This is a genomic window from Pseudidiomarina terrestris (assembly GCF_030466375.1).
GTDB lineage: Bacteria > Pseudomonadota > Gammaproteobacteria > Enterobacterales > Alteromonadaceae > Pseudidiomarina > Pseudidiomarina terrestris.
In genome coordinates this window covers 802,986-826,076 of sequence record NZ_JAGGJE010000001.1, presented here as the reverse complement: position 1 = coordinate 826,076, position 23,091 = coordinate 802,986, and the positions used below count along the sequence as shown (strand labels likewise).

Annotated in this window: 27 protein-coding genes; 8 read left to right on the top strand and 19 right to left on the bottom strand. The window is 54.1% G+C overall.

Translation table 11 applies throughout. The annotated features are described in order from the left end of the window. The first annotated feature begins 149 nt into the window (after positions 1 to 149). Genes hisG through hisIE form a run of 8 tightly spaced genes read left to right on the top strand, consistent with a single transcriptional unit; the run spans position 150 to position 7,288 of the window. Positions 150 to 1,058 carry an ATP phosphoribosyltransferase gene (gene hisG / locus J6J28_RS03930; protein ID WP_301720013.1) on the top strand — a complete coding sequence of 303 codons (909 nt, stop codon included), beginning with the start codon at positions 150 to 152 and terminating at the stop codon, positions 1,056 to 1,058. A 5-nt stretch (positions 1,059 to 1,063) separates the two neighbouring features. Continuing rightward, positions 1,064 to 2,389: a histidinol dehydrogenase gene (hisD, locus tag J6J28_RS03925; RefSeq protein ID WP_301720012.1), complete on the top strand. Its 1,326-nt coding sequence runs from the start codon at positions 1,064 to 1,066 to the stop codon at positions 2,387 to 2,389. Beyond that, positions 2,386 to 3,480, top strand: a complete 1,095-nt coding sequence (hisC, locus tag J6J28_RS03920; protein WP_301720011.1) for a histidinol-phosphate transaminase — start codon at positions 2,386 to 2,388, stop codon at positions 3,478 to 3,480. The genes hisD and hisC overlap by 4 nt, the downstream gene beginning before the upstream one ends. Further along, the gene (hisB, locus tag J6J28_RS03915) at positions 3,477 to 4,553 is read left to right on the top strand and encodes a bifunctional histidinol-phosphatase/imidazoleglycerol-phosphate dehydratase HisB (protein WP_301720010.1); all 1,077 of its coding nucleotides are present in this window, start codon (positions 3,477 to 3,479) and stop codon (positions 4,551 to 4,553) included. The genes hisC and hisB overlap by 4 nt, the downstream gene beginning before the upstream one ends. Then, positions 4,550 to 5,173 carry an imidazole glycerol phosphate synthase subunit HisH gene (gene hisH / locus J6J28_RS03910; RefSeq protein WP_301720009.1) on the top strand — a complete coding sequence of 208 codons (624 nt, stop codon included), beginning with the start codon at positions 4,550 to 4,552 and terminating at the stop codon, positions 5,171 to 5,173. Before hisB ends, hisH begins: the two co-directional genes overlap by 4 nt. Then, positions 5,154 to 5,891 (top strand): 1-(5-phosphoribosyl)-5-[(5-phosphoribosylamino)methylideneamino]imidazole-4-carboxamide isomerase, encoded by a 738-nt coding sequence (hisA, locus tag J6J28_RS03905; protein ID WP_301720008.1) that lies wholly within the window; start codon positions 5,154 to 5,156, stop codon positions 5,889 to 5,891. Before hisH ends, hisA begins: the two co-directional genes overlap by 20 nt. Next, positions 5,873 to 6,661, top strand: a complete 789-nt coding sequence (gene hisF / locus J6J28_RS03900; protein WP_301720007.1) for an imidazole glycerol phosphate synthase subunit HisF — start codon at positions 5,873 to 5,875, stop codon at positions 6,659 to 6,661. The genes hisA and hisF overlap by 19 nt, the downstream gene beginning before the upstream one ends. Before the next feature lie 9 nt (positions 6,662 to 6,670). Then, positions 6,671 to 7,288: a bifunctional phosphoribosyl-AMP cyclohydrolase/phosphoribosyl-ATP diphosphatase HisIE gene (gene hisIE / locus J6J28_RS03895; protein WP_301720006.1), complete on the top strand. Its 618-nt coding sequence runs from the start codon at positions 6,671 to 6,673 to the stop codon at positions 7,286 to 7,288. Here the strand turns inward: hisIE and J6J28_RS03890 are convergent. The 19 genes from J6J28_RS03890 to J6J28_RS03800 form a co-directional block, all read right to left on the bottom strand. Continuing rightward, entirely contained in the window at positions 7,248 to 8,660 is a 1,413-nt protein-coding gene (locus tag J6J28_RS03890) for an MATE family efflux transporter (RefSeq protein WP_301720005.1), read from the bottom strand. The genes hisIE and J6J28_RS03890 overlap by 41 nt on opposite strands. A 20-nt stretch (positions 8,661 to 8,680) precedes the next feature. Next, positions 8,681 to 9,904 (bottom strand): aminotransferase class V-fold PLP-dependent enzyme, encoded by a 1,224-nt coding sequence (locus J6J28_RS03885; RefSeq protein ID WP_301720004.1) that lies wholly within the window; start codon positions 9,902 to 9,904, stop codon positions 8,681 to 8,683. Beyond that, a complete protein-coding gene (locus J6J28_RS03880) occupies positions 9,897 to 10,709 on the bottom strand; it encodes an alpha/beta fold hydrolase (protein ID WP_301720003.1) in 813 nt (270 codons plus the stop codon). Before J6J28_RS03880 ends, J6J28_RS03885 begins: the two co-directional genes overlap by 8 nt. Next, positions 10,706 to 11,110 carry an MAPEG family protein gene (locus J6J28_RS03875; RefSeq protein ID WP_301720002.1) on the bottom strand — a complete coding sequence of 135 codons (405 nt, stop codon included), beginning with the start codon at positions 11,108 to 11,110 and terminating at the stop codon, positions 10,706 to 10,708. The genes J6J28_RS03880 and J6J28_RS03875 overlap by 4 nt, the downstream gene beginning before the upstream one ends. Before the next feature lie 93 nt (positions 11,111 to 11,203). Continuing rightward, a complete protein-coding gene (gene adk, locus J6J28_RS03870) occupies positions 11,204 to 11,848 on the bottom strand; it encodes an adenylate kinase (RefSeq protein WP_301720001.1) in 645 nt (214 codons plus the stop codon). A gap of 136 nt (positions 11,849 to 11,984) precedes the next feature. Then, entirely contained in the window at positions 11,985 to 13,880 is a 1,896-nt protein-coding gene (gene htpG, locus J6J28_RS03865) for a molecular chaperone HtpG (RefSeq protein ID WP_301720000.1), read from the bottom strand. A 71-nt stretch (positions 13,881 to 13,951) separates the two neighbouring features. Continuing rightward, positions 13,952 to 14,566 (bottom strand): recombination mediator RecR, encoded by a 615-nt coding sequence (recR, locus tag J6J28_RS03860; protein WP_301719999.1) that lies wholly within the window; start codon positions 14,564 to 14,566, stop codon positions 13,952 to 13,954. A 12-nt stretch (positions 14,567 to 14,578) separates the two neighbouring features. After that, complete coding sequence (locus tag J6J28_RS03855; RefSeq protein WP_126761366.1) at positions 14,579 to 14,908, bottom strand: YbaB/EbfC family nucleoid-associated protein; 330 nt, start codon at positions 14,906 to 14,908, stop codon at positions 14,579 to 14,581. 23 nt (positions 14,909 to 14,931) lie between these two features. Continuing rightward, entirely contained in the window at positions 14,932 to 16,881 is a 1,950-nt protein-coding gene (gene dnaX / locus J6J28_RS03850) for a DNA polymerase III subunit gamma/tau (RefSeq protein WP_301719998.1), read from the bottom strand. A gap of 82 nt (positions 16,882 to 16,963) precedes the next feature. Beyond that, positions 16,964 to 17,488 carry an adenine phosphoribosyltransferase gene (locus tag J6J28_RS03845; protein WP_301719997.1) on the bottom strand — a complete coding sequence of 175 codons (525 nt, stop codon included), beginning with the start codon at positions 17,486 to 17,488 and terminating at the stop codon, positions 16,964 to 16,966. Continuing rightward, positions 17,485 to 17,883 (bottom strand): response regulator, encoded by a 399-nt coding sequence (locus J6J28_RS03840; protein ID WP_301719996.1) that lies wholly within the window; start codon positions 17,881 to 17,883, stop codon positions 17,485 to 17,487. Before J6J28_RS03840 ends, J6J28_RS03845 begins: the two co-directional genes overlap by 4 nt. A gap of 43 nt (positions 17,884 to 17,926) precedes the next feature. Further along, positions 17,927 to 18,052 (bottom strand): hypothetical protein, encoded by a 126-nt coding sequence (locus J6J28_RS03835; RefSeq protein WP_301719995.1) that lies wholly within the window; start codon positions 18,050 to 18,052, stop codon positions 17,927 to 17,929. 79 nt (positions 18,053 to 18,131) lie between these two features. Further along, positions 18,132 to 18,881 (bottom strand): HvfC family RiPP maturation protein, encoded by a 750-nt coding sequence (locus tag J6J28_RS03830; RefSeq protein ID WP_301719994.1) that lies wholly within the window; start codon positions 18,879 to 18,881, stop codon positions 18,132 to 18,134. Beyond that, positions 18,850 to 19,695: an HvfB family MNIO-type RiPP peptide maturase gene (locus tag J6J28_RS03825; protein ID WP_301719993.1), complete on the bottom strand. Its 846-nt coding sequence runs from the start codon at positions 19,693 to 19,695 to the stop codon at positions 18,850 to 18,852. Before J6J28_RS03825 ends, J6J28_RS03830 begins: the two co-directional genes overlap by 32 nt. Continuing rightward, complete coding sequence (locus J6J28_RS03820; RefSeq protein WP_301719992.1) at positions 19,680 to 20,108, bottom strand: HvfA family oxazolone/thioamide-modified RiPP metallophore; 429 nt, start codon at positions 20,106 to 20,108, stop codon at positions 19,680 to 19,682. The genes J6J28_RS03825 and J6J28_RS03820 overlap by 16 nt, the downstream gene beginning before the upstream one ends. A 124-nt stretch (positions 20,109 to 20,232) precedes the next feature. Continuing rightward, on the bottom strand, positions 20,233 to 21,534 hold the full coding sequence (locus J6J28_RS03815) for a tetratricopeptide repeat protein (protein WP_301719991.1): 1,302 nt from the start codon (positions 21,532 to 21,534) through the stop codon (positions 20,233 to 20,235). 3 nt (positions 21,535 to 21,537) lie between these two features. Then, entirely contained in the window at positions 21,538 to 22,149 is a 612-nt protein-coding gene (locus J6J28_RS03810; RefSeq protein ID WP_301719990.1) for an energy transducer TonB, read from the bottom strand. 1 nt (position 22,150) lies between these two features. Then, positions 22,151 to 22,552: an ExbD/TolR family protein gene (locus J6J28_RS03805; RefSeq protein ID WP_034732452.1), complete on the bottom strand. Its 402-nt coding sequence runs from the start codon at positions 22,550 to 22,552 to the stop codon at positions 22,151 to 22,153. Positions 22,553 to 22,564: 12 nt separating this feature from the next. After that, the gene (locus J6J28_RS03800) at positions 22,565 to 23,089 is read right to left on the bottom strand and encodes a MotA/TolQ/ExbB proton channel family protein (protein ID WP_301719989.1); all 525 of its coding nucleotides are present in this window, start codon (positions 23,087 to 23,089) and stop codon (positions 22,565 to 22,567) included. Between the last annotated feature and the right edge of the window lie 2 nt (positions 23,090 to 23,091).

Genomic DNA, 23,091 nt, shown 5'->3' with positions numbered 1-23,091 from the left:
TGCGTTACAACAACTGGCATCATCATCATATCCAACGACGACGTTAGCCTCGTATTGTACGCGGAAGGCTGACACATTGGTGGTTGCCTTCACCCATTACGAACCCCGAAAGGCAACCTTTTGGGGTTTTTTTATAGGAGTTATAAAACATGGTTGTCGATACAAATTCAGCACGCTTAACTATCGCAATTCAAAAATCGGGTCGTCTCAGTAAAGAGTCGATGAAACTGCTGGAAGCCTGTGGCGTGAAGTTTAGCCTGCATGAGGCGCGCTTGTTGGCGCACAGCAGCAATCAGCCGATTGATCTGTTGCGCGTGCGGGATGATGACATCCCTGGTCTGGTCATGGACGGCGTTGTTGATCTGGGTCTGGTGGGCGAGAACGTACTTGAAGAAGCCCGGCTGGAGCGCGTCGCGACAAAATTACCTGCTGAAATTAAGCGCTTGCGTCCCCTCGACTTTGGCGGCTGCCGCCTGTCGATTGCGGTACCTAAAGAGGACAACTACAACGGCCTGAAGGATTTAGCCGGCAAGCGCATTGCGACCACCTACCCTTACCTGTTACAGGATTACCTGCAACGCCAAGGCATCAGTGCCAGCACCGCCGTGCTCACCGGTAGTGTTGAGGTTGCACCGCGCGCCGGGCTGGCAGATGCGGTTTGCGATCTGGTCTCCACCGGCGCCACCCTGGAAGCCAACGGCCTGGTCGAAAAAGAAGTGATTTTCACCAGTCAGGCGCAGCTGATCCAGCGCCCTGAGCCACTCAATGCCGCCAAGCAGGCGCTGATCGATCAATTATTGCCGCGCCTTGATGGCGTGCAGATGGCTCGCGAGAGCAAGTACATCATGCTGCACGCACCGCGCGCCGCCTTAGATAAAGTCGCCGCGCTGTTACCCGGCGCTGAAGATCCAACCATACTGCCTCTGAGCCACACCGACGAGCTGGTGGCAGTGCACGTGGTCAGCACCGAAACCTTATTCTGGGAAACCATGGAAGAGCTGAAAGCGGTAGGCTGTAGCTCCATTCTCGTGCTGCCAATTGAAAAAATGATGGGGTAATCGACATGGCCGATGCACGTCTTGATTTAAGCACCCGCCAGTTTTGCTGGTCGCAGCTCTCAAGCGAGGATCAAAAAGACCTGTTGCAGCGTCCGACCCAGCGGGTCTCGACCGAATTAACGGCAACGGTCAATGCGATTCTTGCTGCCGTGCGCACCGAGGGCGATGCGGCAGTGCTGCGTTACACCCGACAATTTGATTGCGAGAGCCTGACAGAGCTGCGCTATCCAGCCGCAGCCATTGCCCGGCAACTGGCCAAGCTGCCGGTTGCCACTAAGGCAGCGATTGATACTGCTTATGGCACTATTCGTAAATTTCACGAAGCGCAACGCCCGCAAGGCATTAAAATTGAAACCGCCCCCGGTATCGAGTGTGAACTGCGTTACGCGCCAATGGCAGCGGTCGGACTCTATGTGCCCGGAGGCACTGCGGTATTGCCCTCCACGGCCTTAATGCTGGGAGTACCAGCGCAGCTGGCAGAATGTCCGCGCGTGGTCTTGGTCAGCCCACCCGATGCTGATGGTGAGTTGGCCCCGGCGCTGCTTTACGCCGCGCAGTGCTGCGGCATTACTGAAATTTATCGCTGTGGTGGCGCGCAGGCGATTGCTGCCCTCGCATATGGCACTGAGTCGATCGGCAAAGTGAATAAGATTTTTGGCCCTGGCAACAGTTTTGTCACCGCCGCAAAGCAGGCGGTCTCACAGGACCCGTCAGGCGCGGCCATTGATATGCCGGCAGGCCCTTCTGAGTTACTGGTGATCGCTGATGACCAGGCAAACCCGGCCTATGTCGCCGCGGATCTGTTATCCCAGGCTGAACACGGCGCGGATTCGCAAGTGGTGCTGCTGAGCGACAGTGCTGCGCTCATTGCTGCCGTTCGCGAGCAGCTGGATACGCAGCTGCAGCAGCTTTCACGTGCCACCACGGCGCGCCAGGCATTGGCCAATAGTGCCTTGATTGAAGTTGCCGATCTGGATGAAGCGGTTGCCATTAGCCAAAGCTACGCGCCTGAGCACTTGTCGGTACAAACCGCCGCGGCTGAAGAACTGGCAGAACGTCTTACCCACGTCGGTTCGCTGTTTATCGGGCCTTATACGCCAGAGTCCGGCGGTGACTATGCCACCGGTACCAACCACGTGTTACCGACGTATGGTTTTGCCAGCACCGCCAGTAGTCTCGGTTTGCTTGATTTCTACCGCCGCTACACCAGTCAAAAAGCTACCCGTGCAGGGCTGGCAGGACTGGCAAGTGCCATTGTTGAACTGGCGCAAACTGAAGGCTTAGATGCCCACGCGCGTGCCGTCACTGTGCGTCTGGAGGAGTCCTCATGAGCGACTTTATTGCCGCGTTACAGCGGCCGCACCTGGCCGCTATTACCCCCTATCAGTCGGCCCGGCGCAGCATGTCCGGCGGCTCCGTCTGGCTAAACGCCAACGAAGCGCCAGCAACACCGGCCTTTCCTGAGCAGGAACAGTGGCATCGCTATCCGAGTTTTCAAAGTGACGCGCTGAATCAGGCTTACGCAAGTTACGCCGGGGTGTCCCGCGAGCAGGTGTTAAGTTGCCGCGGCAGCGATGAAGCCATCGAGCTGCTGATCCGCAGTTTTTGCGAGCCAGTCAGTGACGCGGTCATGATCACCACACCCACCTACGGTATGTATGCTATCAGTGCCGCGACCCACGGTGCCGCTGTGGTCGATTGCCCACTGCAACAAGCTGCCAGTGGCGATCTGCAACTGGATGTTGCCGCCATGTTGGCCCGTCTGAACGATCAATCCGCCGCGCCGGTAAAACTTATTTTTGTCTGCAGCCCGTCTAATCCGCTGGGCAACGAAGTGGATGCCGCGGCGCTGCGTGAATTGCTCGATGGTGTTGGCGAACGTGCCCTGGTGGTGCTGGACCAGGCCTATATCGAGTTTGTCGATCCGGGTTCAAGCCAGCGCGACTGCGCAACCTGGTTGGCCGATTATCCGCAGCTGGTGATCCTGCGTACCCTTTCTAAAGCCTTTGGTCTGGCTGCTCTGCGCTGCGGTTTTGCCATCGGCCAGCCAGCCTTGATTGAGGTGCTGCGTAAAGTCATTGCCCCTTACCCGTTGCCGGCACCAACGATTGCAGGCGCCGAGCAGGCGCTAAGCGCGACCGGCCTCAATGCGATGCAAGCGCAGCTGGCGGACATTAAAGTACAGCGTCAACAGCTGCTTGACGATCTGCGCAGCCGCAGTTGGGCGCAACGTATCTGGCCCACGGTGACCAATTTTGTCTTAATTTCCGTTGCCGACGCGCAGGCTTTGGTCGCACACTGTCAGGCACAGGGCGTGCTCATCCGCAATCAGTCGAGCCAACGCGGACTGGGCGAATGCGTTCGTATCAGTATCGGTAGCAAAGAAGAAATGAATCAATTACTGGAGGTTCTGCCACAATGAGCCAGCAAAAACTACTTTTTATCGACCGTGACGGCACCCTGGTGCAGGAACCCCCGGTCGACAAACAACTCGACAGCATTGCCAAACTCGAATTTGAACCGCAGGTGATCCCTGCGCTACTGGCCTTACAAAACGCTGGCTACCGGTTGGTGATGGTGTCCAATCAGGACGGTCTCGGCAGCGACAGTTTCCCTCAGGCTGATTTTGATGCCCCACACGACCTGATGATGGCAATCTTCTCTTCTCAGGGCGTACGCTTTGATGATGTGCTGATTTGCCCGCACTTTGCCGAAGACAACTGCAGCTGCCGTAAGCCGAATCTGGGACTGGTGAAAGACTATCTGCAGCAAGGCCGGATTAATTTTGCCGAGTCCTATGTGATCGGCGATCGCGAGACCGACCTGCAACTGGCCGAGAATATGGGCATCCGTGGCCTGCGTTACGATCGCGACAGCCTTAACTGGGCGGCCATCCAGCACCAGCTGCTGGACCGTCCGCGCACGGCCAGTGTTCGTCGTGTCACTAAAGAAACTGAGATTTCTATCGCGGTTGATCTGGACGCCCAGGCACCGATTGAAATTGCCACCGGCATTGGCTTTTTTGACCACATGCTGGAACAAATTGCCACTCACGCCGGTATCTCCCTGCGTGCTCAGGTTAAAGGCGATCTGCACATCGATGAGCACCACACCGTAGAAGATACCGCACTGGCATTAGGACAGGCGCTGCGGCAAGCTTTGGGCGATAAACGCGGCATTGCGCGGTTTGGCTTTGCCTTGCCCATGGACGAATGCCGGGCTGAGTGCCTGATTGACCTCTCCGGTCGCCCGTACCTGCAACTGCAAGCTGAATTCAGCCGTGCCGATGTCGGTGGCATGGCAACCGAGATGGTGGGACACTTTTACCGTTCACTCAGCGATGCCATGGCCATTTCGTTGCACCTGAGTACCACTGAAGGTAACTGTCACCACCAGGTCGAGAGTCTCTTTAAAGTGTTTGGTCGCGCCCTGCGCCAGGCGGTGCAGCGCACCAGTGATGGTGCCTTGCCATCAAGCAAAGGGATGCTGGCATGAGTTTAGTGATTGTCGATACATCGTGCGCGAACTTGTCTTCGGTCAAGTTTGCCTTTGAGCGCTTAGGCGTAAATCCAGTGATCAGTGCCGATGCGAGTGTGATTCGCAGCGCTGATCGCGTCATTCTCCCTGGGGTTGGCACGGCCAAAGCAGCGATGCGCAACCTGCATCAGCTTGGCCTTGTCGACACCCTTCGTCAGTTGCAGCAGCCAGTGCTGGGCATCTGTCTGGGAATGCAGTTGTTGACGGAGTCCTCAGCTGAGGGCAACGTCGACTGCCTGGGCGTGATCCCAACCCGTACCAAGGCGATGCAGCAGGGCCTGGAATCTGCGCAGTTTCCGCTGCCACATATGGGCTGGAACACTGTTGTCGCAAGTACTGACAACCCACTGCTTAAGGGGTTGGATAGTTCGGCCTACTGCTACTTTGTGCACAGCTTTGCTGTTGCCACTGATGCTTATACGCTGGCCACGACCCAGTATGGCAACACCAGATTCGCCTCGATGATCGGCCACGGCAATTTCTTTGGCGCGCAATTCCACCCCGAGCGTTCGGGCAAGGTAGGCGCGACCATTTTGAAAAATTTTATGGAGTTAACTGATGCTGATTCCCGCACTTGATTTGATTAACGGCGAAGTGGTTCGCTTGCAGCAGGGTGACTTTAAGCGCCAGACAACTTTTGCCAGTGATCCGTTACCGCTCGCGCAAGCTTACGCTGCAGCGGGCGCCGAGTGGTTGCATGTGGTCGACCTGGACGGTGCGCGCGACCCCGCCAAGCGCCAGATCGCCACCTTACAGCGACTGGCTGAAGCCTTGCCAATGGCGCTACAGGTCGGCGGTGGCATCCGTCAGCAGGCAGATCTTGACGAGCTGTTCCAGTGCGGGGTGCAGCGGGCAGTGATTGGCTCCCTGGCAGTGCAAAACCCACAACTGGTGTCGAGCTGGTTCGATGATTATGGCAGCGACGCTATCGTGTTGTCACTGGATGTCAGTATTGCCGAAGATGGCCAGGCGTTTGTCGCCACTCATGGCTGGCAACAGACCTCTGAGCTGACCCTGCAACAGGTTATTGAACGCTTTTTGCCTGCAGGACTGCGCCACGTGCTCTGCACGGATATCTCTCGTGACGGCATGTTAGGCGGTTACAATACCGAGCTTTATCAGCAGCTGAAAACGCAGTATCCGGAGTTGGTGATTCAGGCCTCCGGTGGCGCTGCCAAATTAGAGGATCTGCGTCAGTTACGGGCGATCAACTGCGACAGCGCCATTCTCGGTAAAGCTTTGCTGACCGGACAGTTCACTCTAGAGGAGGCGTTGGCATGCTGGCAAAACGCATAATCCCCTGCCTGGATGTTCGTGATGGCGAGGTGGTCAAAGGTGTACAGTTTCGCAACCATGAAATCATTGGCGCTATTGAGCCTTTAGCCGCGCGTTATGCGGCTGCCGGTGCTGATGAACTGGTCTTTTACGATATTACCGCGTCTTCGGACGCGCGGGTGGTCGACAAATCCTGGGTCGAGCGGATCGCGCGCCAGATTGATATTCCTTTCACTGTCGCCGGCGGAATTAGCTCCATCGACCAGGCGCGTGAGCTACTGGCGATGGGCGCGGATAAAATCTCCATCAATTCACCGGCGCTGCGCAATCCGGACCTTATCAACACGCTGGTCGACGAATTCGGCCAGCAGTGCATTGTCATCGGTATCGACAGTTTCTATGATGCTGAAACCGATCGCTATCTGGTGTATCAATTTACCGGCGATGAAAGCAAGAGTCAGCAAACCCGCTGGCAAACTGCTGAGTGGCTGCAGGAGGTGGTCTCCCGTGGCGCCGGTGAGGTGGTACTGAATTGTATGAATCAGGACGGTGTGCGTCAGGGGTATGATATTAAACAACTTAAACAGCTGCGCGCGCTCTGCCCGGTGCCCTTGATTGCCTCAGGTGGTGCCGGTTGTATTGAGCATTTCACCGATGTTTTCACCGCTGCCGAGGTCGATGGTGCACTCGCTGCTTCTGTGTTCCATAAGAACACCGTGGTGATTGCAGAATTAAAACAAGCCTTGATAGATGCCGGAATTGCCATCCGGCCGCTGGAACAAACACAATAGGAAAGCTTCATGCGTATTGATGAAAGCAATCAACAGCAGATAGATTTTGATAAACAGCAAGGGCTGGTGCCTGCCATCGTCCAACACGCGCTGACCGGCACAGTACTGATGCAGGGCTATATGAATGCTGAGGCGGTGCAAGCTACTCTGGACGAGCAGCGGGTGACCTTTTTTAGTCGCAGCAAGCAGCGCTTGTGGTGCAAAGGCGAAAGTTCAGGCCATCACCTGCAACTGGTAAGCCTGCACACAGACTGCGATCAGGATAGCTTGCTGGCCCTTGCGCTGCCCCAGGGACCGACCTGTCATCTGGGTACAGAGAGCTGTTTCAGCGCGACTGACTTCAGTGAGCAACCTCTGTTAAATCAGCTGATGCGCATTGTCCAAAGCCGCTCCGCTAACCCTGAGGGCAGCAGCTACACCGAACGGCTATTGGCGGAAGGCAGCAAACGTGCGGCGCAGAAAGTAGGTGAAGAAGGCGTTGAAACAGCACTGGCTGCGGTTGCCGACGATCGCGAAGAGCTACTCAATGAAAGCGCTGACTTGCTCTACCATCTGTTGGTGCTGCTGCGCAGTAAAGACCTTGAGCTTAGTGATGTGCTGACGATTCTGCATCAGCGTCGGCGTTAATCTGTACCTGGTGTGTGTGCGCGTAGCGACGGCTCACTACGCGCAGACGCCAGGTCAGCAGTACTGCCGCACAGCTCAAACCGACAATAAACCCAATCCACATACCGGCAGCGCCTAAAGCTGGCACAATGACATCGGTCAGCGACAGTAAGATGCCCACTGTCAGACCCAGTGGCCAGTACGACAGGAAGGTAATAAACATCACCACTTTGGTGTCTTTGTAGCCACGCAAGGTGCCCATAGCAATGGCCTGGAAAGTATCCGACAGGGTAAAAATAGCCGCCAGCCCCATCAGCGTTGCCGCCAGCTGAATGACCGCCTGATCACTGGTGTATAGACTGGCCAGCCAGGCGCCGCCTAAATACATAATCAAACCATTCACGCCGGCAAAGGTCATCCCGTACAAGGTGGCAAGCTTATGACTTAACATGGCATTGGACGGATTTCCTGCCCCCAGGGCAAACCCCACCCGCAACGTGACCGCCATGGACAAACTCAGCGGCACCATATACACCAGCGAGGATATGTTCAGCGCAATCTGATGCCCGGCCACCACAGTGGCTCCAAGTGGCGCAATTACCAGCGCGGCAGCAGCAAACAGGCTGACCTCGAAAAACATTGACGTGGCGATAGGAAAACCCAGACGAATAATGTACCAGACGTCATCCCAATCGGGCCGGTGCCACTGGCTGAATAATCGCAAGGCTTTGAAGCGCTTGGCACAGAGCACGTACACCAGCAATCCCAGCGCCATCACCCATAAGACGATTGCCGTCGCCACACCACAGCCTGCACCGCCCAGAGCCGGCGCACCAAATTTACCGTAGATCAGGATATAGTTGGCCGGGATATTGACCAGCAAGCCCAATACCCCAATCACCAGCGAGGGCATGGTGTGCGACAAACCCTCGCAAAAATTGCGCAGCACCATGTAAATCACCAGGGCGGGAATAGCCCAAAGCAAATAAAACAGGTAATCCAGGGTGATCACGCGGAAGGCGTCTTCGACATTCATGGCATTCAGGATCAATGGCGCCGACAAAATCACTGCCACACAAAGCAAGCTGCCAATCAGTGCCGCATAGAAGCCCTGCTGAACCATGTTGGCTATTTTTTGTTGTTTCTTGGCGCCGTCGAAGTGCGAAATAATAGGGGCCAATGCCAATGCCAGGCCGAATACCAGCAGTGTTGAGGGTAACCAGATACTGCCGCCCACGGATACCGCGGCAAGATCGACAGCACTGACACGTCCGGCCATGACGGTATCGACTACGCTCATGAGCATTTGAGTCAGCTGCGCGATCAGAATCGGCCCAGTTAACTTGGCGAGTTTTTTGGACTCAGTCCACCAGTGGTCGGCTGCACGGGGCATGACATCTTCTCTTCGTTTAGTTAGGCGTCAGCAAAGAGCTGATAGGCTTGATCCAGGGCAGCGAGCAGACGCTCACAATCGGCGCGCGTAGTATAGGCTGCTAAAGACACTCTGACTACCGCTTCATGCTGCCAATGTTGCAATAAAGGTTGCGCACAATGACTACCGGCACGCACCGCAATGCCCTGCTCTGCCAGAAAACTGGCAAGGTCATAGGCGTGTACTTCAGGGCTGAAAAAACTGAGCACCGGTAATGCGGGCGCCTGGCGCGGCAACAACTGAATCCAGCTACGTTGACCTAATTCATCAACAAGCCACCGGGTCAGCCCATCCAGGTAATCACTAAGCCCTTTTTGGCGTTGCTCTGTCAGCCATTCGGCGGCTTCAGCACAGGCCACAATTGCCGCGGTATTGGGCGTGCCTGCTTCGTATTTATGCACGCCGGTTAACCACTGACTTTGCGCTTCGCTGACCTGCGCCACCATACCACCGCCCAGCAAAGCCGGCTGCAACTGCTGCTGTAAGCGATCCGAGAGGTACAAGACGCCGCAGCCGGTAACGCCATACATTTTGTGCGCAGAGAACGTCAGCGCGTCACACTGCAGCGCCGCCACATCCAAAGTTACTGAGCTCACCGCCTGGGCCGCGTCGATAATACTGACCGCACCCTGTGCCGCAGCCTGTCGACACAGCTCCGCCACCGGGAAGATCTGGCCGGTGACATTACTGGCCATGGTCACAGCCAACAGCTTACAGCGCGGACCGATAAGCTCAGGCCAGGTCGCGGGTAAGCCGCCCGTGAGCGGATCGAGATCGAGCCAGCGCAACTTCAGCTGATGGCGCTCCGCCAGCCGCTGCCAGGGCAAAAAGTTGGCGTGATGCTCGGCCCGGCTGACCACAATCTCATCGCCGGCCTGCCAGTCGATGGTAAGGCCTGTGGCTAACAAATTCAGACTGTGCGTTGCGCCTGCGGTAAATACCAGGTGCTCAGCGTCGGTCCCGATCCAGTGCGCTAAGCGCTCGCGTGACTGCTCCAGCAACTGCGTCGCCTGCTGTGCCAGCGGGTAGCCACCACGATGCACATTGGCATGCTGGCGGCGGTAATACTGCAAATAACGTTGCAGCACAGGTTCAGGAACCTGACAGCTTGCTGCACTATCCAGATAAACCAGCTCCGGCTGCTCCTGCCATAACCCGAAGGCATCGCGTGGCGGTTGATAGCCTGTTGCGCGTGCTTCAGGCACCACTTGGCTCCGTTACCTGCTGCAGGAAGTTCACCAGTAAGGGATTCACCAGTTGCGGGTGCGTCAGTGGTCCCATGTGGCCGCATGCAAGCTGCTCAACTTCAACCTGAGGCAGTACCTGTTGCAGTTGCTCTGCGACACGTCTGGCACTGGCCTGGGTACGCGCACCTGTCAGTAACAACACCGGCACTTCGACCCGCCGATAATCCACCAGTTTATGAGGCTCGCCCATCAGTGCGGCGAAATCCATCGCGACTTTGTCGGCCTGACTGGCCATTTGCTGCTGCAACTTTTCAGGTAAAGCCGCGAAGTAACCCGGTACGTTCCAGTAGTCAACAAAGGCCTGGGTCGCTGCCCATTTATCATCCTGATCCATTTGGTTGGCGATGGCTTCAACTTCCTGACGTGCCGGATCATTGGCATCCAGCACATGAAAAGCGACCGGTTCAAACAGCGCCAGGGCACGCACCGGCAGCAGGTTCTCCAGCGCCAGTTTAAGCGCCACCGCAGCTCCATAAGAGTGCCCTACCAAAATCACCGGCTGACCTTGGGTCAGTTGCTCCACCGCCGCCACTATGCGCGGGACCTCGTCGGTAAAGCGAAACGCTTCGGTCGCGTCGACCTCTGGCGCCGGTGCTTTGCCGTAGCCGAGCAGATCGATACCAATCAGATGGTAATCTGCTTGTAAGCGTTTTATCAGGTCTCGCCACTGGCCGGTATTGCTTTGCGAACTGTGCAGCAATACCACAGCAGGCCCGGCGGCGTCGCCGCTGACATGGATGCCGGCAGGTAATGCGTCGGTCACGCCAGCATACCCATGGCGTAGCCGAGCATGTAGCCGGCTTGTACCAGCAGTACAATAAAGGTACCCAGAACACCCACAGTGCGCGCCCAAGATGGTCCAATGCTCATTCGCAGACCAATGGCGTGGCAAACCCGGGCGACAAACAACAGACCACCTACGGTATGCAGCAGCATGCCGCTGGCACCGCTTAATTCCATCAGTACTAAGAGTAACAGCAGAAAAGGTACGTACTCGGCGAAGTTACCGTGAATGCGCACCGCAACTTCAAGATCTTTGGACTCACCAGTGCCAATCCCGACCCGATCGCGCCAGCGCAGACGGATCACAAGTGCCGCCAGCACAAAATAAAGTAACGCCAGTAACCCGGCGTACAGCATGCTAATAGGTAGTTCGACTGTCATGGGTATTCTCCTTGTTATTATTTATAAAAAAAGCCCACGCAAGGTGGGCTTCTGTCGAACAACGAAAACTTGGCGCAACGCTTTGCTGCGGGCTTAGCCCAACAGTTCACCAAGTTCTTTACTGATCGTTTCAACATTACGGGTTCCATCGACTTTATGGAACACGGTCTGGCCTTGCTCGGCTAGTTTACGATAATACGCGACCAATGGCTCAGTTTGTTCATGATAAATTGCCAGACGCTTACGCACGGTTTCTTCCTTGTCATCGTCACGGATGATGAGGTCTTCGCCGGTCACGTCGTCTTTACCTTCAGTCTTCGGCGGATTGTGCTGCACGTGATAAACCCGGCCCGAGCCCGGATGCACACGGCGACCGCTCATGCGATCGACAATCACATCGTCAGGTACGGCGAATTCAAGTACCACATCCACGTCGATACCGGCTTCTTGCATAGCATCAGCTTGTGGAATGGTCCGTGGAAAACCGTCCAACAGGAAGCCATTCTGGCAGTCGGGTTGCGCAATGCGCTCTTTGACAAGACCAATCATGATATCGTCGGACACCAGCTTGCCGTCATCCATTACCGCTTTCGCTTGTTGCCCTAATTCGGTACCGGCTTTGATTGCAGCTCGTAACATATCTCCGGTTGAGATCTGCGGGATCCCAAACGTCTTCATGATGAACTGCGCCTGGGTACCTTTCCCTGCGCCTGGCGCGCCTAAAAGGATAATGCGCATTTACAACCTCTTCCTAGTTTTTGGTTTGCATTCGATTTAGGTCGAACTTTACCGCCTAGAGACGAGCTTTACAAGTCCGAGCAATGCCGACTTTCGTCGGTACTGCCCGGATTTGTCGTCACCAACCCCATCTTCGTTAAGAGGCGTCGGTCAGCTCCATCATCAGCCGGTTCAGACGGGTCACAAATTGCGCCGGATCTTTCAGGCTGCCCCGTTCAGCCAGGGTCGCCTGATCCAGTAGCAGTTGCGCCCACTCGGCGAATCTGGCTTCATCTTCAACGGCAGTGACCCGTTGCACCAGTGCATGTTCAGGGTTGACCTCGAAAATGTACTTGGTTTCCGGAACCGGTTGCCCGGCAGCTTCCATCAGCTTCGCCATCTGAGTGCTCATGTCGTTATCATCGGTCACGATACAGGCTGGCGAACTGGTCAGGCGGTGGGTGACGCGCACACTCTTCACCTTCTCACCCAAAGCTGTTGCAAACCGCTTCACTTGCTCTTCAAAGGTTTTCTCCAGCTCTTCCTGTTGCTGCTTAGCTTCCTCGTCTTCCAGATCACCAAGATCCAGGTCACCACGGGTGACGCTTTGGAAGGCATGCTCTTTGTACTCGCTCAGATGGCTCATCAGCCACTCATCGATACGCTCAGACAACAACAGCACTTCAATGCCTTTCTTGCGGAAGATCTCCAGCGCAGGATTATCACGTGCGGCTTCATAGCTGTCGGCCACAATGTAATAAATCTTGTCCTGCTGCTCAGACATGCGCCCGATGTAGTCATCCAGACTGAAGGTGGCTTCTGGCTTGTCTTCTTGAGTCGAGGCAAAGCGTAACAGACCAGCGATTTTCTCCTGGTTCGCGTGGTCTTCCGCAGGACCTTCTTTAAGTACGCTACCGAAGGTATTCCAGAAGCCCTGATAGGCTTCAGGATCGTCCTTGGCCAACTTACTCAACATGCCGAGCACTTTCTTGGTGCTGCCGCTACGCATCGCGCGAGTGATCTTGTTGTCCTGTAAAATTTCCCGGGAAACATTCAGTGGCAGATCATTGGAGTCCATCAAACCGCGCACAAAACGCAGATAGGTTGGCATGAGCTGCTGGGCGTCGTCCATGATGAAGACGCGTTTCACGTAAAGCTTGATCCCGTGTTGCTGTTCCCGGTTCCATAGGTCCCAGGGCGCGCGTTTCGGGATGTACAACAAGCTGGTGTACTCCTGCGTACCTTCGACTTTGTTATGGCTCCACAGCAATGGGTCCTCAAAGTCATGGGCAATGGTCTTATAAAATTCCTGATACTCTTCGTCGCTGATCTCGCTCTTCTCGCGGGTCCACAGCGCCTGGCCAGAGTTGACGGCTTGCCATTCAGTGGTCTTACCGTCGTCATCACGCTCTGGCATCTGCACCGGTATACTCAGATGGTCCGAGTACTTGGTAATGATGCCGCGTAAGCGCGACTCGTCGAGGAAATCCTGGGCGTCGTCGCGGACGTGCAAAATGATATCGGTACCACGTTGCGCTTTCTCGATGTCGCGCAGGTCGAACTCGCCCTCGCCTTTTGAGGTCCATTCCACCCCTTCACTGCTGTCAGTGCCGGCGGCGCGGGTGCGCACGGTAACACTGTCGGCAACGATAAAGGCAGAATAGAAGCCAACGCCGAACTGTCCGATTAAACGGCTGTCCTTGGCGTCGTCACCAGAAAGCTTGCTGAAAAATTCTGAGGTGCCTGATTTGGCGATGGTGCCCAGGTTACTCATCACTTCTTCGCGGGTCATGCCGACACCGTTATCACTGATAGTGATGGTGCCTGCGTCTTTATCGACACTGACGCGGACACGCAACTCGGCATCGTCGGCAATCAGTTTACTGTCGCTTAACGCCTTAAAACGCAACTTATCGGCCGCGTCAGACGCATTCGATACCAGTTCGCGTAAAAAGATTTCCTTGTTGGAATAAAGCGAATGAATCATCAAATGAAGCAATTGCTTCACTTCAGTCTGAAACCCATGGGTTTCGGCTTGACGGGTCTCCGCCATAGTGGAATCTCCTGCACTATTGTTGATGAACACTAGAGCAGAGATGGGGACGTAATTACTTAATTCAAGAGTTAAAACAGATCAAAGTCGATACGTTTACGGCCGCTGAAGGCATGACCAAGGGTCGCCTGGTCAACGTATTCAAGCTCGCCACCGACAGGAACGCCGTGGGCGATACGTGAGGTATTGATAGTATGCTGGCGTGCCAACTCCGCAATGTAATGCGCTGTGGCCTCACCTTCAATGGTCGGATTGGTAGCTAAAATGATTTCCGAGATGGGCTCCTGAGCCAGCCGCTCGGCCAGGGTGTCCAGGCCAATGTCTTCCGGCCCGATACCATCGAGCGGCGACAAATGTCCCATCAAGACAAAATAACAGCCCTGATACTGGCCCGTTTGTTCGATGGCCAGAACATCTGCCGGCGTCTCTACAATACACAGCAGGCCAGCTTCGCGCCGATTCTGATTGGCACAAAGCTCACAGATCTCGCTTTCCGTTAAGGTCCGGCAGACACTGCAATGACCGACCCGCTCAATCGCTTCCGCCAACGCCTTAGACAGCTGCAGGCCGGCATCGCGTTGCCGCTCCAGGATCTGGAACGCCATGCGTTGGGCGGACTTTGGGCCCACCCCGGGCAAGGTACGTAAAGCACGCATCAATTCAGTAATCGCCGGACTTAACCGCATCGCTAACAGCCTTTAGAAAGGGAGTTTCATGCCTGGTGGCAAGTTCATGCCGCCCGTGACTTCTGCCATGCGTTCTTTGGTCGTCTGCTCTACCCGACGCACGGCGTCGTTGATAGCCGCGGCGATCAGATCTTCCAGCATTTCCTGATCGTCGTCTTCTAACAAACTTGGGTCAACGTGCACGCGGCGCACGTTATGGTTACCCAGCATGGTGACTTTGACCATACCTGCACCTGCTTCACCGGTCACTTCCAGATTAGCGATTTCTTCCTGGGCTTGTTGCATGCGCTCCTGCATCTGTTGCGCCTGCTTCATCATATTTCCCATTCCACCTTTAAACATAACTTACCTCTACTATTTGTTCGTTAAAGTGGTTTCACTGAGTCGTCTTGCAACTCAGCACCAAATTGTTGCTGTAACCCCTGCACCAGCGGGTCTGCAGCTAAACTTTGTTTTGCCTGAGCTAAGCGCTCAGCATCGATCTGCTGTTGGATTTCAAATGGCGTCGCCTGTTCCGTGGTGGCCAGCACAATATCCTGCAGATCTAAATCCAGGCCCTCTTTTAAGGCGGTACGGATTGCCTCACATGCACCGTCGCTCAGCAAATGCTGCCACGCCTCGCGCACCTGCATAATGTAACCTTCTGCGGTGTGCTCCAGCACACTATTGCGTGCCAGTTGTCGCGCCAGACCTTCCAGCTCGACAGTATCAATGAGTGCCGCCCAACGATCAATCTCGGCGGCACTGCGAACGCCCGCTAGGATTTCAGGATTTTTTTTTTGCTGCAATAGCTCGCGGGTTTCCAGCAGTGCTGCCAAACCATCCGCCGCTTCAGTTGTCTGCTGTGACGTTGTTTGCGGTTGCGGAGTTTGCTCTGGCTCAGGCTCCGGCATAGGTTCCGGTTCAGGCGCTGGTGCTGGCTCTGGCATCGGTGCTGGCTCTGGCATCGGTGCCGGTTCTGGCATCGGTGCCGGTTCTGGCATTGGTGCTGGCTCTGGCATCGGCGCCGGTTCTGGCATTGGTGCCGGTTCTGGCATTGGTGCTGGCTCTGGCATCGGCGCCGGTTCTGGCATTGGTGCCGGTTCTGGCATTGGTGCCGGCTCTGGCTCTGGCGCTGCGCTCAGTCGTGATTCAGGCAAGGGGGTACTGGCTTCGTCCGTTGCAGCCTGGCGCGCTGAGGAATGCGTTTCCACCTGAGTGACTTCGTCCGCTGAGCGTTCCACGATAGAAAGCTTCTGTGGCCTGAATGCCATCAACCTTAATAAAGTCATCTCCACACCGCTGCGAACATCTGCTGCATAGTCCAGATCGCGACGGCCCTGCACCAGAATGTCATAATAAACTTGCAACAACTCAGCCGGCAGATGCTGGGCCAGATGCTGATCTTCAGTGCTCAGCCCAAGGGTCTCGGCAGTTTCGGGCACCGCCTGAAACAACGCCAGCTGATGCACAAAATTCTGTAATTCGGCCAGTAGATTGCTCAAGTCCGGCACCTGCCCGGCAACCCGGGCCAGGGTGGTCAGGACGTCACCGCCCTTGCCTGCCAAGACCTGCTCTAACAGCCGCGCCAGTTCAAAGCTCGGTACTGCACCCAGCATTTGCTGTACACCGGCCATGGTGACCTGCTGTTCGCTTTGCGCAATCGCTTGATCGGTAAGGCTTAAAGCATCACGCATACTGCCCCGGGCAGCGCGCGCAATGGCAGTCAGCGCGGCTTCTTCAAACGGGATAGCTTCTTGTTGCAGGACATAGGCCAGATGACTGGCGATTTCCTGTCGATCCAACGCCTTGAGGTTAAACTGCAGGCAGCGGGATAATACCGTGATCGGCAGTTTCTGCGGATCCGTGGTCGCCAGTAAAAATTTGACGTGTTCGGGGGGCTCTTCCAGAGTTTTCAGCAGCGCATTAAAGCTGTGCCGCGATAACATATGGACTTCATCAATCAGGTAGACTTTATAACGTCCCTGAGTCGGACGGTACTGAACGTTATCCAGCAGCTCTCGCGTGTCTTCAACTTTGGTGCGCGAGGCGGCGTCAATCTCAAGCAGATCAACAAAACGTCCCTCGTCGATGGCAACACAGGCAGCACAGGTGCCGCAGGGTTCAGCAGTCACGCCATTTTCGCAATTCAGACTTTTTGCCAGGATGCGGGCAATCGTGGTTTTGCCCACGCCTCGAGTTCCGGTAAGTAACCAGGCATGATGTAACCGACCTGATTGCAACGCATTCATCACGGGCTTCAGCACGTGTTGCTGACCCACTACTTCTGCGAATTTATGCGGTCGCCATTTACGGGCGAGCACCTGATAACTCATGCTAGCTTCCTTGTTGAAGTACGCTAAGTTGAACGACGCTAATCACTGCCAATGACTGACAAGAGAATGTCCTTACGTTACCTCAAAATTCGCACAGGGTATAGTAAGGAATCGCTGCATCGTTAAGACGCTGAACGCCTGGTAAGTCGTTTAAAGTGATAATGAATGCGCACTCATGCAGTTGCGCGGCGGCTTGTTCAACCAGCGCTACCCCTGCGAGTACTGTGCCGCCCGTGGCCAGCAAATCATCAATAATAAGCACTTTATCCGTGGCGGTTAAAGCATCCGCGTGCAGTTCCAGGGCATCATCGCCGTACTCGAGCTGATACTTTTGTTGCAGGGTTTTGCCGGGAAGTTTGCCGGGCTTACGCAAAGGGACAAAGCCGATACCCAGAGCATAGGCTAAAGCGGTCGCGAAAATGAACCCGCGTGCTTCGATTCCCACTACTTTGGTGATACCTGCCTCGCGATAACGCTCAACCAGGTGATCTATGGTTTGCTGAAATGCCGGCCCATCAGCCAGCAACGGCGTAATGTCGCGGAACACGATACCCGCTTTCGGGTAGTCGTGAATGGCACGAATGTGCTGGGTAATTACCGGTTTCATGAGGCCGCAGATTGCTTTGGAATTTGCATGGTCTGCCACAGATCCGCCAACAACTCGAGCAAACGGTCAGCCGCGATTGGCTTTGCCAGACTCAGATTCGCACCTGCCCGACGACCGCTTTCCTCGATGTGTTTGACATCTTGGGTCGACATCAGGATCAGCGGGGTTTGCTGGTAAGCGCGCATGCCTCGTAAGTTGCGCAGTAACGTTAAACCATCCATCAGCGGCATTTTATGATCAACCAGGATCACATCAAATGACGTTGCTTTCGCCTGGTTCAGGCCGTCCAGTCCATCCGTTGCACAGCTCACCACAAACGGGGTTGCTGCAAGAATCTCAAGAAGGCTCGCTCGCGTGGAAGGGTTGTCCTCCACCAGCAATAGCTTGGTTGACATAGTTTGCCTTTTGGTTTGACGTCTCTCGGGATTTACCGAATCGTTATGCGCTGAAGTGCTTAAACCACTGCAGAATAGCCGGTAATAGGGGCATAGCGACAACTAACACAACTGCAATCCAACCCAATAGCGGGCCTGATGGGTCACGGAAATTTTGATCATTTGCCATTTTGATTACCTCTTTACTTTGGTAGCCACAATTGATTGCGTCGCTACAGCAAGAATTTTGCGGTGCGGATCATACTCGATTATGGCTTGTCTAACAACACGAACCGTTCAGCAAAATCCACCGCCACCGACGCGAAGCCCTGCTGCAACTGCTGCTCAGTGAAATCTGGCAGCTGTGTCGCCAGCGCCTCGCTAAGTTGCATAAGGTTACGAGGTTTTTGTTGCAGTAAGTCGATCGCCAATGCCGTTAATGAGTTCAGTTCCAGGAATTGGACTCTTCCTTCCGGGCTTTGATAAACCAGCACAAAATAAGGGACATCCAGAGCTGCCGTGGGCCTGAAATCGGCGTTAATCTGTGCCACCGGGTAGTCGAAAATACCTACCTGCGCGGTCGGATTAACATGCAACGTCGTGCCTTCATCAATCTCATTAAGGGGCTGAAAGCCATCGTTCAGATGGGCGAATTGGACATCCACTTCCATCCGTTCATAGCGAGCAAGATCAAATAACCACTGCGGGTAATCTGCATCAGCCAGCTTGCCGCTTGCCAAAAACGCGACAAACTCTGTGCCGATATCTGAGAAAAGTGGTGAATCCGAGCGATGCTGCGCAACAAAACTGGCCAGCAGGTTACGCCATTGTTCCTGCGTCAGGAGTTGATGGAGCACAGGAAAACCGGTGGCGACGAACTGCTTAATATTGGCATGGATCAGGCGCCGATAGATCGCCAGTCGCCGCTGCTCTATATCAGCGAACTTCTCATCAGCTGCGTTTGGCGAGCGTAACCATCGGGCAAACTCAAGCTGGGTCTGTTGAAACTGCTTCGACACGTTGCTCCTGCTCATAATTGTGCTGACAGTTTGCGACCTTGGCTGCTTCTTGTAACAGCTCAGGTAACGGGGGAATATTGAAATCGCGCTCCAGTACCGTGGGGAAGAGCCCGTGACACTGATAGGCATAGTCTAACAAACGCCAGACATCCGGCTTCACATCGGCGCCGTGGGTATCGACAAAGAGATCATCGTATTCTTCTGAGTGCCCGGCGATATGCCCGTACACGATGCGTTCACTCGGCATAGACCGAATGAATTCGCGTGGATCATAGCGATGGTTGACACTATTCACAAAAACATTGTTTACATCAAGGAGCAACCGGCAGTCAGCTTCTTCGAGAACCTGACAAATGAACTCCTGTTCAGTGAGTTCACCACCAAAGTTGGCGTAATAGGAAACGTTTTCCAGCACCAACGGTCGCTCAATAATGTCCTGCACCTGCCGCACCCGTTCAGCAACGTAAGACGCCGCCTCAGTGGTGAATGGCATAGGTAACAGGTCATATAAGTGCCCTTCAGCGGAACAATAGCTGAGGTGTTCACTGTAGATCTTGATATCGAAACGATCGAGAAATCGTTTCACTTGTTTGACGAATTCAACGTCAATAGGATCCGGGCTGCCGATAGATAACGACAGACCATGACTGGTCAGTGGCGCCTGCTCACGCACACGATCAAGCGTACGTTGCGCATGCGCGCCACGTGGAAACCAGTTCTCTGGCGCAAGCTCCCAAAAACCAACGGCGGGAGCCTGTTCCAGTACATCAGCGAGAAACTCGCGACGGAGTCCGAGTCCTACTGTCCGCCGCACTTCCCTTCACCACATTTACCTTCGCCACATTTGCCTTCTTTGGCTTTTTCGGCTTTGTCAGACATTTTGGCTTTCATTTCTTCGCCACACTTGCCTTCGCCGCACTTGCCTTCAATTCCTTTCTCGGCGTGCTCGGCAGCGTGTTCAGCCATTTTGGCTTTGTGCTCTTCGCCACACTTGCCTTCGCCACACTTGCCTTCGCCACATTTGGCTTCCTTGGCTTTTTCGTGCATTTTAGCTTTCTTGTCTTCGCCGCATTTGCCTTCACCACACTTGGCTTCACGCTCTTTGCTCTGCTCTTGCTGATAACCGCTGCCCAGGTCAGAGTAGCTAAATGGATTAGCACTGGCTGCCTGAACCGACATACCGCCTGCAAGAAGTGCGCCTACGGTGACTGCTACTGATTTCTTCATGTTGTTCATTGTTCAACCCTCTTTATCTCTGTAGGTGAATTCACTAGTAACTATAGCGCAAATTGCAAAAAAAAACCCCGCTTTGCATGCGGGGTTTTACGTGTAATTTACGAAAACTATGCAATTACAGTGAGATACCGAGATTGCTAGCCTTGCTGCGAATGTAAGATTCCCAGCTACGCGCGTTACGACGTTGATCTGAGTATTCCTGTGCTTCGAGCACATACTTGAGCGCCTGATTAAACTTGTTTTGATAGAAATAAGCTTCTGTCAAAGACATGTAAATCTTACCAGGTTCTTCGTAACCCAAATCAATGGCTTTCAGATACGCATCTGCTGCTTGCTGATACTCTTCTGCTCGCAAGTGAGCAGTACCTTTACGGCGATAGTAATCAGCGCGAGTTGATACGTTATCTTCCAGCTGCGCAGCAAATTCATACATATCTGCTGCCAAAGCGTACTCACGGGCCATTTCGTAGTTACTTGCTGCACTGTAGTAATGACGTGCAGTTTTCTCTACATCTCCGGCTTCAAGATGCTTCACCATCAACCTTGCGGCGTCGTAAGGAATACCATTGTTTCCGTACAACTGAATGACAGCTTTGATTTGGCTTTCTTTGTCCAGGTAACCGGCTAAGTAAGCAATCTCAAGCGTTTGCAGTGCTTTGTCGATCTTTTCCTCGAGCATATACATCATGCCCAACTGGCTCCACCACACCGATTCGGTAGGCAGTTGCTCAAGACCGGTCTCTAGCACATCAATCGCATCAGAGTACATTTTACGTTCGTAATATGAGGCAATCTTCAAAACGTAAGGGTTTTTGTTGGTTTCCTCATAATGCTGGATAGCTAAGTCCGCAGGACGGATAATTTTATCGAATTGCTTAAGCTCGTAAAAAGCGTTAGCAATACGCAAAAATACGTCCGGATCCGGTTCCCCGGTGAACTGTAGCCATCTATCGTAATATTTTAACGCATCACGATAGTTTTCCAGCTGCAAACTAATGTCAGCTGCCAGTTTCAGCGCGGCCGCCTGATCGTTCCAACCCAACACATTGGCTTCCGCCGCTGCGCTGGTTCTCTGCATTGCTGCTTCGATTTGGTTGTTGGCTGCGTACAGGTTACCCAGGAAACGATCCACGTAGGCCTTATCATATTCATCACGAGGAGAGAGCTCTTCGAGCACTGCAATAGCGCCCTGGATGTCCTCTTCTTCGCTGTAAAGCTCGAAAGCTTCCATGATACGGCGACCGAATCGTTCTGAAACCGTGCGGTTACTGCGACTCGCTTTACGCTGTTCGACCACTTCTGGAGAAGGCAAGTTGTAATTGACGTCTTGCGCTGAAGCGGCAGGTGAACCTGCCACTAAAGCACCACACAATACACTCGCACTAATCAGCATAGTGAGTTTTTTGTGCATCATCATTAATTACTCCTGATCCAGGTTGAAGTCGAGCTGGACAGTTTGTCCGGGCTGGCGAACGGGCTTGCCGTCTACCATCTTCGGCTTGTACTTCCAACGCAACAGCGCACGACGGGCTTCCTGATCGAATACACGGCGTGGCTCTGAGTCGATAACTTCAACATCAGTTACACCACCGGCTTCATCAATGGTAAAGCGCAGAAGCACCCAACCTTGAATACCGTCACGAGCAGCAGCTGGCGGATAACGCGGATTGATACGAACGATTGGCGTAGCTTCGCCATCTCGCATCATCGCACCACTAGCGTCAAAGCCGGTGTCGGTGCCACCTACATCAACGTCAAATCCTAAGTCCATGTTCATACCGTCAGAGTCAGAAGCATCTGGCTCATTCGGTGGCGTCTCAGGCGGTTGCGCTGGCGGCGGAGGCGGCGGTGGTGGCGTCCGACGACGCTGATCCACATCCGAATCCGGCGGCTGCGTAACAATCTCAATGACTGACGAAGGCGGCGGCGGTGCATTACGCCCCTCGCCCCCGCTGATCAAGAATGCCATGAACGCGAACAGGAGGAACGTAGCTGCAGCACCTAATAGTATTGATACTATAAAGCGCACCATATTAATCGTCCTCTGCGGCTATGGATATCTTGTCAATACCCGCTTCCTTGATTTGATCCATGACTTCAACGACAACACCATGTTTGGCTTCTTTGTCCGCCTGAATCACTACGATATCAGTTGGCTGTTCTGCCAATAGACGTTCGATGTTTGCACCTACGCGCTCAACATCAACCATACGCTTGTCCATCCACACTTCACCATTCGCACGAATAGCGATGAAGATGTTGGCAGAAGGTTTCTTCTGCGCCTGACTTGCTTCTGGCTTGTTAACGTCGATACCAGCTTCTTTTACGAAAGAGGTGGTTACGATAAAGAAGATCAACATGATGAAAACGATGTCGAGCATCGGCGTCATATCGATCGCAGCATCTTCCTCTTCACGAATACGTTTACGTGCCATAATTCTTCTCTCTTAATGATGTGGCAAACTATCGATCAACTTGTCCCGTGCGCGTTTTACCCGAGACTCTAAGCGAGTCGAGAAAAACATGCCGGACAGAGCGGCAACCATGCCAGCCATAGTAGGTATCGTCGCCATAGAGATACCATCGGCCATCAGGCGTGGATTACCAGTGCCCTGTGTCGCCATGGTCTCGAATACGGCAATCATACCTGTCACCGTACCCAAGAGTCCGATTAACGGACACATAGCGATCGTCGTCTTAACCAACAACATACGTGCGTTAAGTTTATCAGATGCCTCAGAAATCCATGCTTCACGGATCTTATGAGCATACCAAGAAGTAGTATCCTGCCGAGCTTCCCATTTAGCGATGATTTCCTTTTTCATCTTTGGATAAGCTGTTGTCAGGAACCAGAAGCGCTCAATCATGAGAACCCACATGAGAAAGAGCGCTCCCATGACGAAGTACAAGACATCGCCACCGGTACTCAGAAAATCCCTGATAGATTCCCAAAGCTCCATCAGGTAAAGCATAG